At 67.1% G+C, this 16,095-nt stretch carries 13 protein-coding genes; 3 read left to right on the top strand and 10 right to left on the bottom strand.

Features of this window, described 5'->3' with window-relative positions:
• Window positions 1–199 precede the first annotated feature (199 nt).
• Complete coding sequence (locus ON04_RS08880) at window positions 200–490, top strand: DUF1540 domain-containing protein (protein WP_010541254.1); 291 nt, start codon at window positions 200–202, stop codon at window positions 488–490.
• A gap of 43 nt (window positions 491–533) precedes the next feature.
• Here ON04_RS08880 and ON04_RS08875 read toward each other — a convergent pair whose 3' ends face one another.
• The gene (locus ON04_RS08875) at window positions 534–1,211 is read right to left on the bottom strand and encodes a hypothetical protein (RefSeq protein ID WP_141564708.1); all 678 of its coding nucleotides are present in this window, start codon (window positions 1,209–1,211) and stop codon (window positions 534–536) included.
• Window positions 1,212–1,351: 140 nt separating this feature from the next.
• Here ON04_RS08875 and ON04_RS08870 point away from each other — a divergent pair, with 140 nt between their 5' ends.
• Window positions 1,352–2,806, top strand: a complete 1,455-nt coding sequence (locus ON04_RS08870) for an amidase (protein ID WP_010541252.1) — start codon at window positions 1,352–1,354, stop codon at window positions 2,804–2,806.
• A 44-nt stretch (window positions 2,807–2,850) separates the two neighbouring features.
• Here ON04_RS08870 and ON04_RS08865 read toward each other — a convergent pair whose 3' ends face one another.
• From ON04_RS08865 to sucC, 7 genes are all read right to left on the bottom strand, one after another.
• A complete protein-coding gene (locus ON04_RS08865; RefSeq protein WP_010541251.1) occupies window positions 2,851–4,089 on the bottom strand; it encodes an MFS transporter in 1,239 nt (412 codons plus the stop codon).
• Window positions 4,090–4,128: 39 nt separating this feature from the next.
• Window positions 4,129–4,725, bottom strand: a complete 597-nt coding sequence (locus ON04_RS08860; RefSeq protein ID WP_010541250.1) for a TetR/AcrR family transcriptional regulator — start codon at window positions 4,723–4,725, stop codon at window positions 4,129–4,131.
• Window positions 4,726–4,739: 14 nt separating this feature from the next.
• Window positions 4,740–6,311, bottom strand: a complete 1,572-nt coding sequence (gene purH, locus ON04_RS08855) for a bifunctional phosphoribosylaminoimidazolecarboxamide formyltransferase/IMP cyclohydrolase (RefSeq protein ID WP_010541249.1) — start codon at window positions 6,309–6,311, stop codon at window positions 4,740–4,742.
• Complete coding sequence (gene purN / locus ON04_RS08850; RefSeq protein WP_238529274.1) at window positions 6,308–6,967, bottom strand: phosphoribosylglycinamide formyltransferase; 660 nt, start codon at window positions 6,965–6,967, stop codon at window positions 6,308–6,310. The genes purH and purN overlap by 4 nt, the downstream gene beginning before the upstream one ends.
• Window positions 6,968–7,036: 69 nt before the next feature.
• Entirely contained in the window at window positions 7,037–8,563 is a 1,527-nt protein-coding gene (locus ON04_RS08845) for a cell division protein PerM (protein ID WP_010541247.1), read from the bottom strand.
• 160 nt (window positions 8,564–8,723) lie between these two features.
• Complete coding sequence (gene sucD, locus ON04_RS08840; protein ID WP_010541246.1) at window positions 8,724–9,626, bottom strand: succinate--CoA ligase subunit alpha; 903 nt, start codon at window positions 9,624–9,626, stop codon at window positions 8,724–8,726.
• Window positions 9,627–9,648: 22 nt separating this feature from the next.
• Window positions 9,649–10,815: an ADP-forming succinate--CoA ligase subunit beta gene (gene sucC / locus ON04_RS08835; protein WP_010541245.1), complete on the bottom strand. Its 1,167-nt coding sequence runs from the start codon at window positions 10,813–10,815 to the stop codon at window positions 9,649–9,651.
• A gap of 503 nt (window positions 10,816–11,318) precedes the next feature.
• Here sucC and ON04_RS08830 point away from each other — a divergent pair.
• Window positions 11,319–12,008, top strand: a complete 690-nt coding sequence (locus tag ON04_RS08830) for a M23 family metallopeptidase (protein ID WP_010541244.1) — start codon at window positions 11,319–11,321, stop codon at window positions 12,006–12,008.
• Between the two features lie 86 nt (window positions 12,009–12,094).
• Here ON04_RS08830 and ON04_RS08825 read toward each other — a convergent pair whose 3' ends face one another.
• Window positions 12,095–14,587, bottom strand: a complete 2,493-nt coding sequence (locus tag ON04_RS08825) for a UvrD-helicase domain-containing protein (protein WP_010541243.1) — start codon at window positions 14,585–14,587, stop codon at window positions 12,095–12,097.
• A 38-nt stretch (window positions 14,588–14,625) separates the two neighbouring features.
• Window positions 14,626–16,050 (bottom strand): alanine/glycine:cation symporter family protein, encoded by a 1,425-nt coding sequence (locus ON04_RS08820; protein ID WP_033444183.1) that lies wholly within the window; start codon window positions 16,048–16,050, stop codon window positions 14,626–14,628.
• Window positions 16,051–16,095: the final 45 nt, after the last annotated feature.

Raw genomic sequence — 16,095 nt, 5'->3', positions numbered from 1 at the left:
GATGTCCTTAGACATCACACAAGTCCGCCCGGTTGTGATGGCTGCTCGCCCGACTCCGCCCCAACTGGCCAGGAAGCATAGGCTTGGTTGCTTTAGCACAGCCTTAACTTGGTTGCAAGTTAGGTCGAAACTGTGTTGACTCTGGGTAACCACGACGCCACAGTCACGCCACAGTCACGCCACACGAGGAGCATTCATCATGGCCACTCTCACCGGAATCAGCACCTGCACCGTCACCGCATGCTCTTTCAACAGCGAGCAGAGCTGCAACGCGGGTGCCATCACGGTCGCCGGCACGCCGGATCACGCCGAGTGCGGCACCTTCATCTCCCTGGATGTCCGCGGGGGCCTGCCCACCGCGAGCGCACACGTGGGGGCCTGCCAGCGGGTGGAGTGCACCTACAACAAGGACCTGCTCTGCTCGGCCGACTCGGTCAAGATCGGCGCGGGCTCCGACACGGCCGACTGTCTCACTTACGCCCCGGCCTGATCGGTCCGGTGCCGCTAGTCAGCGGCTAGGCGGCAGGCTCCGGCTAGCTGGCTCCGGCGACGTACCGGTCCATCTCACGGACAACGTCGCTCGCGCATTCCGCCCGGTTCACGAACGGCAGATGGATCACGTCGGCATCGATTCCGAGTGCGGTCAGCAGATGCAGGCCGTCGGGGTCGATGCCCAATACATATGGCGGCCGAGCCGGATCCCCGGACCCGGCCAGCAAGGCCAGATCGTGACCGAAGCGCGCCCGGATCTCGTCCGCGAGGCCGGGCGCTTCGCATGCCAGGGGGTCAGACGGGACCGCGTCTAAGCAGTCGGCGTGAACGGTGCCCTCGTGTCCCAAGCGGCGGATGTTCAACTCGCCGAGCCGGATCTCGATCTCCACTACCCAGCCATCGCCCTGCCGGGCCGCGCGAGCAACACCGAAACCGTAGAGACTCGCCACGTGAACCTTGGCCTCGACGATCGGGGCGAACTCGTCGATCATCACCACAACTTCGACAGAGTCCCCTGGGCCGACTATCAATCCCGACCAGGGTGCCGGGGTCCCGGTGACCACAATCGAACCGTCACCGATCCAGCGATGGCCCGCGGAGACCAGGACATCCGACCGGTCCTTGGTTCCGCGAACTGCGACGGTCGCGACGCCGGCGCCGTCGAGGAGACGCCGAGCGCCACTGGTGATCGGATCCGACACGACCGCGCCAGCTGCCATCATTTGCCTCCACAGATCGGCCCCGTCCGTTCGTACGTTAGGTGACCCTCGCCTTAGTTAGGTACACCTAAAATGCACGATAGACAGAAGTCTGTCAAGAGGCGCCCATAACTTTCCGACCTTCGCCCTACAGTGTGGGAGTGACTGACACCACCGCCGCACGCGACCGGTACACCGCGAACGAGAAGGTCCATGCCTTCCGTGACGACGCACTCGGACACGACGACGCCACTGCTCTCGCTGCCAGAGTTCGCAGTCGAGACGTGTCGCCCACAGAACTCGTCGACGCCGCCATCGAGCGGTGCGAACGGCTGGACCCGGCACTCGGAGCGCTGGTCTTCACGAATTTCGACAGGGCTCGCTGCGACGCCCGCCGCTACGCCGACTCGCACTTGTCCACCCCGCTGGCGGGGGTGCCGTCCGCCTTCAAAGACAACATCCAGGTCGAGGGTGCACCGATGAGACTCGGCTCTCCCGCCCTCCCTGACACTCCCTCATTGCGCGACGGCGAGTACGCGCGGGCGTTCCGCGCCACCGGCCTCGTTCCACTGGGCATCACCGCGATGCCCCCGTTCGGCTGGACCGCCGCGACCGAACGGCAGGGAGGTCTGGTCACCCGGAATCCGTGGAACACCGGCCGGACCAGTGGCGGGTCATCGGGCGGCTCGGCGGCGCTCGTCGCGGCCGGCGCGTTGCCGATCGCCAACGCCAATGACGGCGGCGGGTCGGTCCGTATCCCCGCGGCCGTGACCGGACTGGTCGGATTCAAACCGAGCCGCGGCAGGCATCCTGACGAGGCGTTCACGCGACGGATGCCCATCCCCATCGTGTCGCAGTCGGTGGTGTCCCGTTCCGTACGCGACACCGCGGCATACCTCACGGCGCTCGAGGCGAGCCACCGCCCGGTCGGCGTACCTCCGTTGGGACCAATCGCACCCGCCCCGTCCAGCCGTCTCCGGATCGGCCTGGTGGAGCAGAGCCCGGCGGGCGGCGCGACCGATGCAGCCACCCTCGCGGTCCTGCGGCAGACGGCAGAGCGGCTGGCAGACCTGGGCCATGAGGTCGTGCACACCGAGCCCCCGGTCCCGGCGCGATTCCGCGATGACTTCATCGCCTACTGGGGCCTTCTCGCACTGAGCACGTCGGCGTCCGGTCGCAGCCTGTTCGATCCCGCCTTCGATGCAGAGAAGCTCGACCCCTTCACCGTCGGCTTGGCGCGGATGACCCGTAGGAACCTCCACTCGTTGCCGGGACGCCTCTTGCGACTGGAATGGACCCGTCGGCGGTTCGACTCGAAGTTCGGCGACATCGATGTCTTTCTCAACCCGGTGGTCGCGCACGAGACCCCGGAGGTGGGTTACCTCGACGCGGATCTACCGTTCGACACGCACCTCGAACGGGTCTCGAGATGGGTCACCTTCACCCCGCTCCAGAACGTTGCGGGATCGCCCGCGGTGTCGTTGCCCACCGGCCATGCCCCCGACGGGATGCCCATCGGGGTGCACTTCTCCGCCCGACGAGGACAGGACCGCCTCCTGCTCGAACTCGCCTCGGAGTACGAGGCCGCGTACCCGTTCGCCCGGATCTGGGACTGACCTTCATTTCCCTACGCAACCGGGCGGCCGAGCAGACCCGCGGATCAGTTACGCGGGAGTACCGCCATCACCAGCGCCGTCGCCACCGCGGTGAGGACGAGCACCATCCCCACCGTTCCCGCCCACCCCGCGAAGGCGAGGAAGGTGCCACCGAGGAACCCGAACACCGACGACCCTGCGTAGTAGCCGAGGTTGTACAGCGAGGTGGACTGGGACCGACCCGCCACCGCCGACGCGCCCGCCCATCCGGCGGCCACGGCGTGGGCGGCGAAGAAACCCGCGGTGAGTACCACCATCCCGAGGATGATCACCCAGATGCTCGGCACAAGCGTCAGTGCGACCCCGGTGACCATCACCAGGTTGCCGCCGATCAACACAGGCTTTCGACCCAGGCGCGAGGCCAGAACCCCGGCCCGGGGAGACGACAGAGTACCGGCGAGGTAGGCGAGGAATATCAGACTGGTCAACCACAGTGGGAGCTGAAACGGTGGTTCGGCCAGGCGGAATCCCAGGAAGTTGTACATGGCAACGAACCCGCCCATGGTGAGGAACGCCTGGAGGTAGATCACCACGAGTGCGGGCGAGCGAAGATTTCCCGACAGCTGCGTCATGGCTTCCTTGAATCTGCTGCGCCGAGGAGTGAAATTGCGCGCCGGAGGGGCGATGACCGCGAACGCGAGAACGCAGATGACCGCGACCGCCGTGACCGCGAGCATCCCGGTTCGCCAGCCGAGTTCTTCACCGATGGGTGCGGCAACGATTCGGCCGGTGAGACCGCCGATGGTCGTCCCGGAGACGTAGATGCCCGCCGCCACCGCAGCGCGGTCGGAGCGGATCTCCTCGTTGAGGTAGGCGATGGCCAGGGCCGGCACTCCGCCGAGCATGAGACCCTCCCCGAATCGCATGGCGAGGATGGCGGGGAACGTCGGCACGCTCACCGAGAGCAGGGCGAATACGCACGCTAGTCCGACAGCGACGAGCATCGCGGGTCTGCGGCCGAGAGCGTCGCCGATGTATGACCACGGAATCACCCCGCACGCCAGGCCCAGCGTGGCGGCCGAGATCATCAACGCAGCCCGGTCCGCGGTCACACCCTGCTCGGCGGAGATCAGCGGGAGTAACCCCTGGGGGGAATAGAGCTGGGCGAACGTGGCGATCCCGATGAGGAACAGGGCGACGTGAAGTCGTCGGGTAGTGCGCACCGCGTGTAATCGTCGCGTCGTCTCGAACCGTTCGGGGGACGGCGATCCGGACTCGCTACCGGGGTCGAGGCTGTTGCCCACGAGAGCCCACTGTACTCACGCCTCGCCGATCGGGCCTCGTCAGGATCGCAGGGCTGCCGACGCCATGGCCGTGAGCACGCGCCGCAGCTCGACCTCCGCCATCGCGGGCAACCGCGGGCTCGAGTTGAGCAGACCGAATACCGCGTGGATGTGGGCCCGAGCACCGGTGGAGGTCAATTCCGGGCGGAGCCGGACCAAGGCGTCCACCCACATCTCGGCATATTCCCGCTGCAACGTGCGCACCTCGTGCCGCGGCCCGGCGGGCAGTGAGCCGAGGTCGCGGAACTGCACGCTGATCAGATCGGGCTCGGTGGCCACGAAGTCCACATGAACCCCCAGCAGCGCGTCCAGCACCTCCGCCGGCCCCCCACCGCGGTTGACCGCCGCGCGTCCGCCGTCGACGAGTCGTCGGGAGATATCCAGGAGCATCTCGGCCAGCACGTCCTCCTTGGACGCGAAGTACCGGTACATCCCGGGCCCGGAGATGCCGACCTCGGCGCCGATGTCATCGAGCCGCACGGCGTGAAACCCTCTCCGGGCCATGAGCCGGGCCGCGGCAACGAGGATCTCGATGCGTCGCTGAGCCTTGGCCTGGGCACGGGGCGTCAGCGCACCGGTGCCACTACCTACGTCCACCTGGGGAGCCCGACTCAGTGGAAGAAGTGACGGGCACCAGTGAAGTACACGGTGATCCCGGCCTTCTCCGCAGCCTCGACCACCTCGGCGTCGCGGACCGACCCGCCGGGCTGGACCACGGCGCGTACGCCTGCCTCAGCGAGCACCTCGAGTCCGTCAGCGAACGGGAAGAACGCGTCCGACGCTGCCACGGAGCCGGTGACCCGCTCCCCGGCGCGCTGCACCGCGAGACGGGCGGAGTCGACGCGGTTGACCTGACCCATGCCCACGCCGACGGTGGCGCCGGCGTGTACGAGGAGGATCGCGTTGGACTTGACCGCGCGGCACGCGCGCCAGGCGAACAGGAGGTCGCGCAGGGTCTGCTCATCGGCGTCGTCGCCGCACGCCTTGGTCCAACCGGCCACCAGGTCGCCGTCGGCGTCAAGGGAGTCACGCTGCTGCACCAGGACTCCGCCGGAGATCTGCTTGCGCTCGACCTCGTCCGCCGCGGGCGGCTGGGCCTGGAGGATTCGGATGTTCTTCTTGCGCTGCAGGATCTCCACGGCACCGTCCGCGTACGACGGCGCGATGATCACCTCGGTGAAGATCTCGGCGACCTGCTCGGCCATGTCGACGGTGACCTCACGGTTGGCCGCAATCACTCCGCCGAAAGCACTGACCGGATCGCACTCGTGTGCGGCGCGGTGAGCGGCGGCGATGTCGGCGTCGATCGCGATGCCGCACGGGTTGGCGTGCTTGATGATCGCCACACATGGCTCCGCGTGGTCGAACGCGGAGCGCCACGCGGCGTCGCCGTCGACGTAGTTGTTGTAGCTCATTTCCTTGCCGTGCAGCTGGCTGGCCTGCGCGAGGCCGGGCGCCGCGGCGGCGTCCGTGTACAGGGCGGCGCCCTGGTGCGGATTCTCCCCGTACCGCAGGGTCGCGGCCAGGTCGAGGCTCTGCCCCTGCCACACCGGGAACCCCGTGGCGCCGTCGTCGGCGGGGTCCGCGGTCTGCTCGGTCATCCAGGTGGCCACGGCGACGTCGTAGGCACCGGTGTGGCGGAACGCGGCCGCAGCCAGACGTCGGCGCTGTTCGAGAGTGAATCCGCCCGACGCCACTGCTTTTAACGCTTCGCCGTAGCCCGCGGGGTCGACCAGCACGCCGACGGACGGGTGATTCTTGGCCGCCGCGCGGACCATCGACGGCCCGCCGATGTCTATCTGCTCCACGCAGGCGTCGAAGTCCGCGCCGGAGGCCACCGTGTCCGTGAAGGGATAGAGATTGACGACGACGAGCTCGAACGGCTGCACACCCAGGTCGGCGATCTGCTCGAGATGCTCGGGCTTACGCGTATCTGCCAGGATGCCGGCGTGGACCCGCGGGTGCAGGGTCTTGACCCTGCCCTCGAGGCATTCCGGGAAGCCGGTCAGCGTGTCGACGGGCGTCACAGCGATCCCTGCGTCGGCGATGCGCTGGGCGGTCGAGCCGGTGGAGACGATCTCGACCCCGGCGTCGGCCAGACCCTTTGCGAGGTCCTCGAGTCCGGTCTTGTCGTAGACGCTGATGAGGGCGCGGCGTACGGGCCTGCGGGAGGTGTCGGTCACGATCGGTGCACCTTTCGACCTTCGATGTGGAGGCGGCCACGGGCGGCGGCCGCGAGTACGTCGACGAGCATTTCTCGCTCGACGACTTTGATGCGTTCGTGGAGGGTGGCTTCGGTGTCGTCTGCGCGGACGTCAACCACGCGCTGGCCGATCACCGGGCCGGTGTCAACGCCGGCGTCCACCAGATGAACGGTGCAGCCGGTGACGGTGACCCCGTAATCCAGCGCGTCGCGTACGGCATTGGCGCCGGGGAACGCGGGCAGGAGCGCGGGGTGGGTGTTGATCACACGGCCGGCGAATTCATCGAGGAAGGCCTGGCCCAGGATCCGCATGAATCCCGCGGAGACCACCCAATCCGGTTCGAATCCCCGCACGACGTCGGTCAAGGCTCGATCCCAGGCCTCCCGGTCCGCGTGATCGCGGGGCCGGACGGCCGCGGTGGCCAGCCCGGCGTCTGCCGCGCGTGTGACGGCTTCGCAGTCGCGGTCGGTCACCAGAGCTGTCACGCGGTAGGGGCAGTCCGCCTTCCCGGTCGAATCCAGCACACTCTGCGCGAGCGTCCCAGCGCCGGAGGCGAGCAGGACGACACGGGCCGGCCCCGAGCAGGATCCATCGGTGACGGCCGAATTGGTGTCGGCGGGGATGGAGTCGGTAATGGCCACTTCCTCGCACTCCTGCCCCTTCGATCGACCCGCCCGGGAGACGCCCGGGCTACCCGGAGCAGTCTAGTCGTCCGACTTCATGCCCTCTTCAGGCAGACCTGCCTCGGGCCCCCGGTCGGCCTCGGCTCGGTCATCGGCGGGCGTTTCGTCTGGCTCCGCGTCGTCGTCCGCCTCGGTGGCTGCCTCGGTGTCTGGTTCGGCCGGCTGGGCGATCTCGTCGTCGTCCTCGTCGCCCTCGTCGTCTTCTTCGACGGCGACTTCTTCGGCTTCGTCTTGGTCTTTCTCGCCGTCGTCGTCTCCACCGCCCTCCCGGACCCCATCGCCCTCCGGGGCCTCATCGGCCGGGTCGTCGTGCTCGACCGCGCCATCGTCGGCCGGCAGGACCCCCACACGACGGCGCCGTCGATCCAGCTCGATCTCCGCCCGTTCGCGGCGTCGTGTCAGACCTGCCAACGACAGCACGATGGTCGCCGACCCGATGACTCCGAAGATCAACAGCGCCATCCCCGCCGCAATGAGCGAGCCCGTCCCCACTGTGCCCAGGACGCCCAGCTGCCCGCCGGCCACCACCGGGGTCACAGCTACCACCACTGCCACCACCGCTGCTGCCAGCCAGGTCGCCTTGACCGCATCGCCGGTGGTGCGGAACCAATGCGCCACGAACCGGGCTAGGAACGCAGCCACCAGAGCCGTCAGGAGCAGCAGCCCCTGCACCATCCAGTGCGGGCTGGTCGTGGGCAGCACCGCCGCCAGCGGCACCTCCGGCATCGGCCCCCGGGACACCGCGAACACGCTGTACGACGCCTCGCCCAGGTGCGCTTCACCACCCACCAGAATCGCAACCGCCGCCATCACCACGTTGGGCAGATAAGCCACCGAGATCGCCGCCAGCGCCGCAGTCCCGACGAACCCCTTGCCGATCTCCAGGCTCGAACCCACCGACTCCCAGGCCAGCAGCAGCCCGACCAGGACCAGCAGCGTCGCCGCGGCCCAGGTCGCGGCGACGAACGCCGTGCCGAGGTGGATACCGCCGCGTACCCACAGCGGCAGAACCTCACGTAACCCGCGACGGAAGTACAGCCACACGCCCAACCCGGCGCCAACCATTCCCACCACGCCGGTCCAGAGCACGGCCCGGGGCAGTGACACCTCGCGCACCGCGAAGTCCGAGGCCGCCGAGCCCACGAGCAGGGACGCCAGCACGGTGAGCAGCACGCCCGCCAGCGTTACGCCCACGACCGCGGCCCCGGCCTCGCGCGCCCCCGGCTGCTCGACGTCCGCGAGCACCGCTCGCGTCTGCCGGGCCAAGACCGCCGCATAGATCAGCGGCGGCAGCATCGGCAGGAATCCGAGTTCGATCGAATCCACCGACAGTGGAACGCGGTTCACCACCAGCCACTCCACTGCGACCACCGCGAACAGCGAGTCGAACCCGCGGGCGCTGAACACCAACAGCCCGAGTGTCAGGGCGGCGAGGACCAGGACGGTGACGATGACCGGCAGCGCGGCGGCCGCCGCTGTCCACAGCAGCGAGCGGGCACCCGCGGGCGACCGTCTCGCAGCGGGCCGGATAACGCGTTGAGGACTCACTCTGACCACCGTAGATACCCGCCTGCCCGGAGGCTGCCTCGGCACGCCGATGCGACCGGATGGCGGCCGCACAGGAGGCGCCGGGCTTCCGCCCACAACGCAGAGACGCCCCCTGCCGCAGATGCGGCAGGGGGCGCGACACTCTAGAGCCAACAGGGGCTCACATGGCGTCGAGGATCTCCTTGGCGAGATTGGCGGCCTCGGACGGCGTCTTGCCGACCTTGACGCCTGCGGCCTCGAGGGCCTCCTTCTTGGCTGCCGCGGTGCCCGACGAGCCGGAGACGATGGCACCGGCGTGGCCCATCGTCTTGCCCTCGGGAGCCGTGAAGCCCGCGACGTAGCCGACGACCGGCTTGGTCACGTTGGCCTTGATGTAGTCGGCGGCACGCTCCTCGGCGTCGCCACCGATCTCACCGATCATCACGATTACCTTGGTCTCCGGGTCGTTTTCGAAGGCCTCGATGCAATCGATGTGCGTGGTGCCGATGATCGGGTCGCCGCCGATACCGATGGCGGTCGAGAAACCGTAGTCGGCCAGCTCGTACATCATCTGGTACGTCAGGGTGCCCGACTTCGACACGAGGCCGACCGGGCCCTTGCCCGCGATGTTTGCCGGCGTGATGCCGACCAGCGACTCGCCCGGCGTGATGATGCCCGGGCAGTTGGGGCCGATGATCCGGGTCTTGTTGCCCTTGGCGAGGTTGTAGTTCCACGCGGTCGCGGTGTCTAGGACCGGAGCACCCTCGGTGATGACTACTGCGAGCGGGATCTCGGCGTCCACAGCCTCGATCATCGCGTCCTTGGTGAACGGCGGCGGGACGAAGAGGATCGTCACGTCGGCGCCGGTGGCCTCCATGGCCTCCTTGACCGAACCGAACACGGGGAGCTCGATGTCTTTACCGTCGGCGTCCTTGTGGGCGACGGTGGTGCCGGCCTTGCGGGCGTTGACACCGCCGACGACCTGGGTGCCGGCCGCGAGCATGCGGGCGGTGTGCTTGGTGCCCTCGCCGCCGGTAATGCCCTGGACGATGACCTTGCTGTCCTTGTTGAGGAAGATCGACATATCTGTTTTGTTCCTTCTCTTCCTACTTGGCGGCGAGCTCGGCGGCCTTCTCGGCGCCTGAGTCCATGTTGTCGGCCTGGGTCACGAGCGGGTGGTTCGCGTCTGCGAGGATCTTTCGACCCTCCTCGACATTGTTGCCGTCGAGACGGACCACGAGGGGCTTGTTGGCCTCGTCGCCCAGGATCTCCAGGGCCTTGACGATGCCGTTCGCGACCGCGTCACAGGCGGTGATGCCGCCGAAGACGTTGACGAACACGCTCTTGACCTGCTCGTCGCCGAGGATCACATCAAGGCCTGCAGCCATGACCTCCGCCGAGGCACCGCCGCCGATGTCGAGGAAGTTGGCGGGCTTGACGCCGCCGTGGTTCTCGCCGGCGTACGCGACGACGTCGAGGGTCGACATGACCAAACCTGCACCGTTACCGATGATTCCGACCTCGCCGTCGAGCTTGACGTAGTTGAGGTCGTTCTCGGCGGCCTTCTGCTCGAGCGGGTCCGTGGTGCCCGCATCGGCGAAGTCGGCGAAGCTCTCCTTGTGACGGAACTCAGCGTTCTCGTCCAGCGTGACCTTGCCGTCGAGTGCGAGGATCTCGTCGTTCGGCGTACGAACGAGCGGGTTCACCTCGACCAGCGAGGCGTCCTCCTTGATGAAGACCTCGTACAGCTTCGCGATGGTCACCGCGGCGGCGTCCAGCACCTCCTCCGGGAGATGACCAGCAGCCGCGATCTCGCGCGCCTTGGCCACGTCGACGCCGACCGTGGGGTCGATGTTGATCCGGGCGAGGCGGTCCGGGGACTCCTCGGCGACCTGCTCGATCTCGACGCCGCCCTCAACCGAGCACATGGCCAGGTAGTTGCGGTTCGCCCGATCGACGAGGAAGGAGATGTAGTACTCCTCCGCGATATCGCTGGCCTCGGCCACCAGGAGCTTCTTCACGATGTGGCCCTTGATGTCCAGGCCCAGAATGTCCTCGGCCCGGGCACGGGCCTCCTTGGCATCCTCTGCCAGCTTCACGCCGCCGGCCTTGCCACGGCCTCCGACCTTGACCTGCGCCTTGACGACGACAGGCTTGCCGATCTCGGCCGCAACCTTCTCGGCTTCCTCCGCGGTGTCCGCGACGCGCCCCGGGGTGGTGGGCACGTCATGCTTCGCGAAAAGAGCCTTTGCCTGGTATTCAAAGAGATCCATCAGCTCACCATCTTGACGTGGGTAGATTCGCCCGGCCCTGTTGAAAGCCGAGTCAAACCTCATCCTAGGCGGGGCCTGTGTCCCGCGTCGCACCTCGGGGGTGCCGATGTGCGATGGATCACAACCTGATGCGCCAAATGAGTCTTCCGTGACACCACATGGCCACCATGAGGTGTCGAGAACCTCACCTCGCCTCACGAGTCACACCGTTGTGATGCACCCCACCCCGTTGCCCCTCCGAAAGTCTTGCTACCCCGTTGCCAATCCGTTACCTTGGACCAGTCTTCATCACGAAATGATCACGGCACGACGACAGAGGGGATACGACAACGGTGACTGAGTCGCATCACGTACCACCAGCGACTCCCGTAGTGATTCCCGCTTCGGGCTCACTTCGGGGCGGTCGCCACCGGCTGCCCGCTCCCCCGAATGCCCTTCGTGGCCGCGCCGCTGTCCTGGCCGTCGCCACGGGCGCCGCAGTCTCTGCAGCCTCCGCCGGGTCCATGATGGACACAACCAGCACACAGTCGGCCGCGGCCGGCGACATCGCGCTCCTCGCGAACGGCAAGCCAGCACGCGCCGACGCGGTCCCCGCCACCACCTCTGCGCGCACCGCCGGCACGCCCTCGGCTCCGGAGCCAGTTGTGGTCCCGGCCGCCGCCGAGATGGGCAGCGAGAACATCCAGTCCGCGATGCTCTACGCCGGCACCCAGATCAACACGCAGCGGGAGATCACCGAAGAGCAGGCTCGCCGCCCGAAGGTCGTCATCCCCGCGATAGGAACCTTCACGTCACCCTTCGCCGAGCGCTGGGGTTCTTTCCACAGCGGCATCGACATCGCCAACTCCGCCGGAACACCGATCGTCGCCGCCACCGATGGCGTCGTCGTGGCCTCCGGTCCGGCGCAGGGATTCGGCAACTGGATCCGCATCAAGGACGACGAAGGAACTATCACCACCTACGGCCACATGGAGACCCTCGACGTCAGCGAAGGCGAGCGCGTCGTGGCTGGTCAGAAGATCGCCGGCATGGGTTCTCTCGGCTTCTCTACCGGCACGCATCTCCACTTCGAGGTCGAGGTCAACGGCCAGAAGATCGACCCCCTGCTGTGGTTCGCCCAGAAGGGTATCCAGCTTGCGGGCGCCGGCAGCTCCGGCAGCTCCGACATGCCGCTGGGCTCCCTCGGCGGCTGAGCGCACGCGCTGTAAACACGCACCAGAAAGTGGGGCCCCGGATAATTTTCCGGGGCCCCACGTCAATTCCGCACTCGTCCGTCTGGCTACAGCTTCTGCATCGGCACGCCGCCGATGAGCATCAACCGGACCTTGCCGGACGCGCCGAAGTCGATCGTTGCTGTGGCGCGCGGACCAGTGCCGTCACACGAGAGCACCTTGCCGAGACCGTACTTGTCGTGCGTGACACGGTCTCCCGGGGCCAATTCAAGAGTCGGGGCGGAACTTCTGGCCCGGGGGATACCGGACGAGCGTCCACTAGCGCCGGAGCTGTATCCACCAGAACCATGGCGGCCGGAGCCGTAGCCGACCGCCGAGCCGCCACCGGACCCGCCACCGAATCGTCGACGTGGGGCGAAGTCGTCGTCGAATCCTCCACCCGCAGGCTCTTCCCGCTGCCACTCGATAGCTTCCGACGGGATCTCCTCGAGGAACCGCGAGCCCGGATTGGTCATGGGCTGACCCCACGATGAGCGCATCATCGCTCGTGACAGGTAGAGACGCCGGCGTGCGCGCGTGATGCCCACGTATGCCAGACGGCGCTCCTCGGACAGTTCCGCAGGGTCGCCCAACGCGCGCATGTGCGGGAACAGCCCGTCCTCCATGCCGATGAGGAATACCACGGGGAACTCAAGCCCTTTAGCCGTGTGCAGGGTCATGAGCGTGACCTGCCCCTGTTCCTCATCGGGGATCTGGTCCGCATCGGCCACCAGCGAGACTCGCTCAAGGAAAGCCGCCAGTGACCCGGGCTCGGCCAGCCCCTCGTCGAGCTCTGCGTTCACGTCGCTGTCGACGTCTGCCTCTGGGCCGAAGCCCTGCTCCCGCGCGGAGAGTTGCAACGCGGCCTCGGACGAGAACTCCCGTCCCACGCCCACCAGCTCGTTGAGATTGTCCAGACGCGCGGCATCCTGAGGGTCGTTGGACGCCTCGAGCTCGGCACGATAGCCGGTGCGGTCCAGAACCGCCTCCACCAGCGACCCGACGTCCGGTGCAGAATCCTCACCGCCTGCGTGCTCGCTGCCGTTGAGCCGCGCGCGCAATTCGTCGAGCAGTGCCACGAAACCGGCGATCGCCTTGACCGACCTCGTGGGCAGCAGCGACACCTTCCCCTCGGCAGCGTCGCGAAGCGCCTCTGCGAACCCGATCCCCCGTTGCTCGGCGTGGACCACAACGCAGGCCTCGGCTCGGTCGCCAATTCCGCGACGGGGCGTGTTGAGGATGCGACGAATGGCCACGGCGTCGTCGGGGTTGGAGAGCACTTTGAGGTAGGCCACGATGTCGCGAACCTCCTTGCGTTCATAGAACCGCGTGCCGCCCACGACCTTGTACGGCAGGCCCAGCCGAACGAACACATCCTCCACCACACGTGACGAGTTGTTGGTCCGATAGAACACGGCCACGTCGGAGTAGGAGGCATCGCCGGAATCCACCAGCCGATCGATCTCACCGGCGATGAATCTCGCTTCGTCATGCTCGTTGTCGGCCACGTAGCCCACCAGGAGGTCGCCGGTGCCCTCGGCTGTCCACAGGTTCTTCTCACGTCGCCCGGAGTTACGGGAGATCACCGCGTTGGCCGCGGACAGGATGGTCTGGGTGGAGCGGTAGTTCTGCTCTAGCAGGATCGACCGCGCATCCGGGTAGTCGTGCTCGAAGTCCTCGATGTTCCTGATGGTGGCCCCGCGGAACGCGTAGATGGACTGGTCCGCATCACCCACCACACACAATTCGGCCGGGGGGACGCCCACCTCGTCGTCGTCCCCTTCTCCCGCCACGCCTCCGACGAGGGTGCGCACCAGCACGTACTGGGCGTGGTTGGTGTCCTGGTACTCGTCCACCATCACGTGCCGGAACCGACGCCGGTAGTACGCCGCGACCTGGGGGTGGGCGCGCAACAGTCCCACCGTCTCACCGATCAGATCGTCGAAGTCGAAGGCATTGGCAGCCTGCAACCGAGCCTGGTACTCGGTGAATACGGAGGCGACGGTCTGCCCGGTACGGTCGGAGTCCTCAAGGGCGCGGTCCATCGCCTCGGACGGTTCGCGCAGCTCGTTCTTGTGATTGGAGATGGCGGTGGCCAGCATCCGCGGCGTGAACTTCTTGACCTCGAGCTGCTGCTCTTTGGCGATCATGCCCAGCAGACGACGGGAATCGTCCGAGTCGTAGATCGTGAAGTTGGAGTTGCGGGTGCCCAGCAGCGCTGACTGAGCCCGCAGGATCCGCACACAGATCGAGTGGAATGTGGCCACCCACATGCGCTCCGCGTGCGGTCCCACCAGCGAGGCAACGCGCTCACGCATCTCCGCGGCGGCCTTGTTGGTGAAGGTGATGGCGAGAATTTGGCCCGGATGCGCACCTCCCTCTGCCAGCAGGTAGGCGATCCGTCGGGTGAGGACGCTCGTCTTGCCCGATCCGGCGCCGGCCACGATCAACAACGGGCCGCCGCGGTGGGTGACCGCGGCGGCCTGTTGTGGGTTAAGCCCGTCCAGGAGTGGTGAATTGGGCGAGGTGCGGCTGACGGGAGCGGGAGCGGTGTGGGTCATCGTGGGACCAATCTACCCATCGGGTCGGACACCCTGCCTCAGCGGCGGCCGGCCCCCATGAACTCCTCCACCTGCGCCGCATCGGCGGTGAGCTTGGGGTCGTTGTCCAGGTAGTGACGGGTCTCCCGCACGATGAGGCCGGAGAGGACCAGGAGGCCGATGAGGTTCGGAATCGCCATCAGGCCGTTCATCACGTCGGCGAAGTTCCACACCACCTCGAGCTCGGTGACGGCGCCCACGAACACCACGCAGGTAAAGACCATGCGGTACGGGATCACACCACGCGCGCCCACCAGACGCTCCATGCACCGCTCGCCGTAGTACGACCACCCGAGGATGGTGGAGAACGCGAAGAAGGCGATCGACACCGCCACGAGCTTGTCGCCTTCCGGGATCGCCTGCGCGAACGCGTCAGCGGTCATGGTTCCGGCGCTCTCGCTACCCTCCTGCCACACCCCCGAGGTCACCAATACGAGACCGGTGAAGGTGACGACGATGATGGTGTCGATGAAGGTCTGGGTCATCGAGACAAGGCCCTGCCGGGTGGGGTGGGTGGTCTTGGCTGCGGCCGCCGCGATCGCAGCGGACCCCATCCCGGACTCGTTCGAGAAGATGCCCCGCGCGACACCCATCTGGATCGCGTAGAGGATCGCCGACCCCGCAAAGCCGCCGACAGCGGACGTTCCCGTGAAGGCGTCGGAGAAGATCTGGCCGAAAGCTGCCGGGATCTGCTCGGCGTTTACGACCAGCACTGTCAGGCCGCCGAGGATGTACAGGACGATCATCAGCGGCACGAAACCGGCGGTGACCCTGCCGATGGATTTGATGCCGCCGAGCAGCACTGCTCCGGCGAGAACGAACATCACGATGCCGGTGGCCACATGGGAAACGCCGAACGAGTTCTCCAGCTGGGTCGCGACCGCATTGGCCTGCGTCATGTTGCCGATGCCGAAGCTCGCCAAGACGGCGAAGACAGCGAACACGATCGACAGCACCAACCCGATACTGCCGCCCGTGCGGCCGAAGATCTCCGCGAACCCTCGGTGCAGGTAGTACTGCGGGCCGCCCGACTGCTCCCCCCGAGCGTCGGTGACGCGGTACCGGACCCCGAGAAACGCCTCGGAGTACTTGGATGCCATGCCGAGTAGAGCGGTGATCCACATCCAGAACAGGGCGCCCGGTCCGCCCAGCGCGATTGCGGTCGCTACGCCGACGATGTTGCCCACACCAACCGTCGCGGCGAGGGCGGTGGTGAGCGCCTGATACTGCGAGATGTCGCCCTCACCGCCGGCGTCCTTACGTTTGACAAGACCCAACCGGAGGGCAGGAACCAGTTTGCGGAACTGCAGCATCCGCAACCGGATCGTAAGGAACAGGCCGGTGCCCAGCAGCAGAGGGACGAGGACGAACGGTCCCCAGATCACCGATCCGATGTCGGCCAGAAACGTGTTGAAGTCTTCCACGGGCGGAAACACTAGACGGTTTTTCGCCGTCGTCGGACCACAGTG

This window comes from Dietzia alimentaria 72, assembly GCF_000226215.1.
GTDB lineage: Bacteria > Actinomycetota > Actinomycetes > Mycobacteriales > Mycobacteriaceae > Dietzia > Dietzia alimentaria.
The sequence above is the reverse complement of the archived record's forward strand: the minus strand, read 5'-3'. Positions and strand labels throughout refer to the sequence as shown.

Excerpts from the sequence above, each read along its gene's own strand:
- ON04_RS08830 (WP_010541244.1), top strand. The coding sequence starts at position 11,319 with ATGATGGACACAACCAGCACACAGTCGGCCGCGGCCGGCGACATCGCG.
- sucC (WP_010541245.1), bottom strand. The coding sequence starts at position 10,815 with ATGGATCTCTTTGAATACCAGGCAAAGGCTCTTTTCGCGAAGCATGAC.
- ON04_RS08880 (WP_010541254.1), top strand. The coding sequence starts at position 200 with ATGGCCACTCTCACCGGAATCAGCACCTGCACCGTCACCGCATGCTCT.
- ON04_RS08825 (WP_010541243.1), bottom strand. The coding sequence starts at position 14,587 with ATGACCCACACCGCTCCCGCTCCCGTCAGCCGCACCTCGCCCAATTCA.
- ON04_RS08875 (WP_141564708.1), bottom strand. The coding sequence starts at position 1,211 with ATGGCAGCTGGCGCGGTCGTGTCGGATCCGATCACCAGTGGCGCTCGG.
- sucD (WP_010541246.1), bottom strand. The coding sequence starts at position 9,626 with ATGTCGATCTTCCTCAACAAGGACAGCAAGGTCATCGTCCAGGGCATT.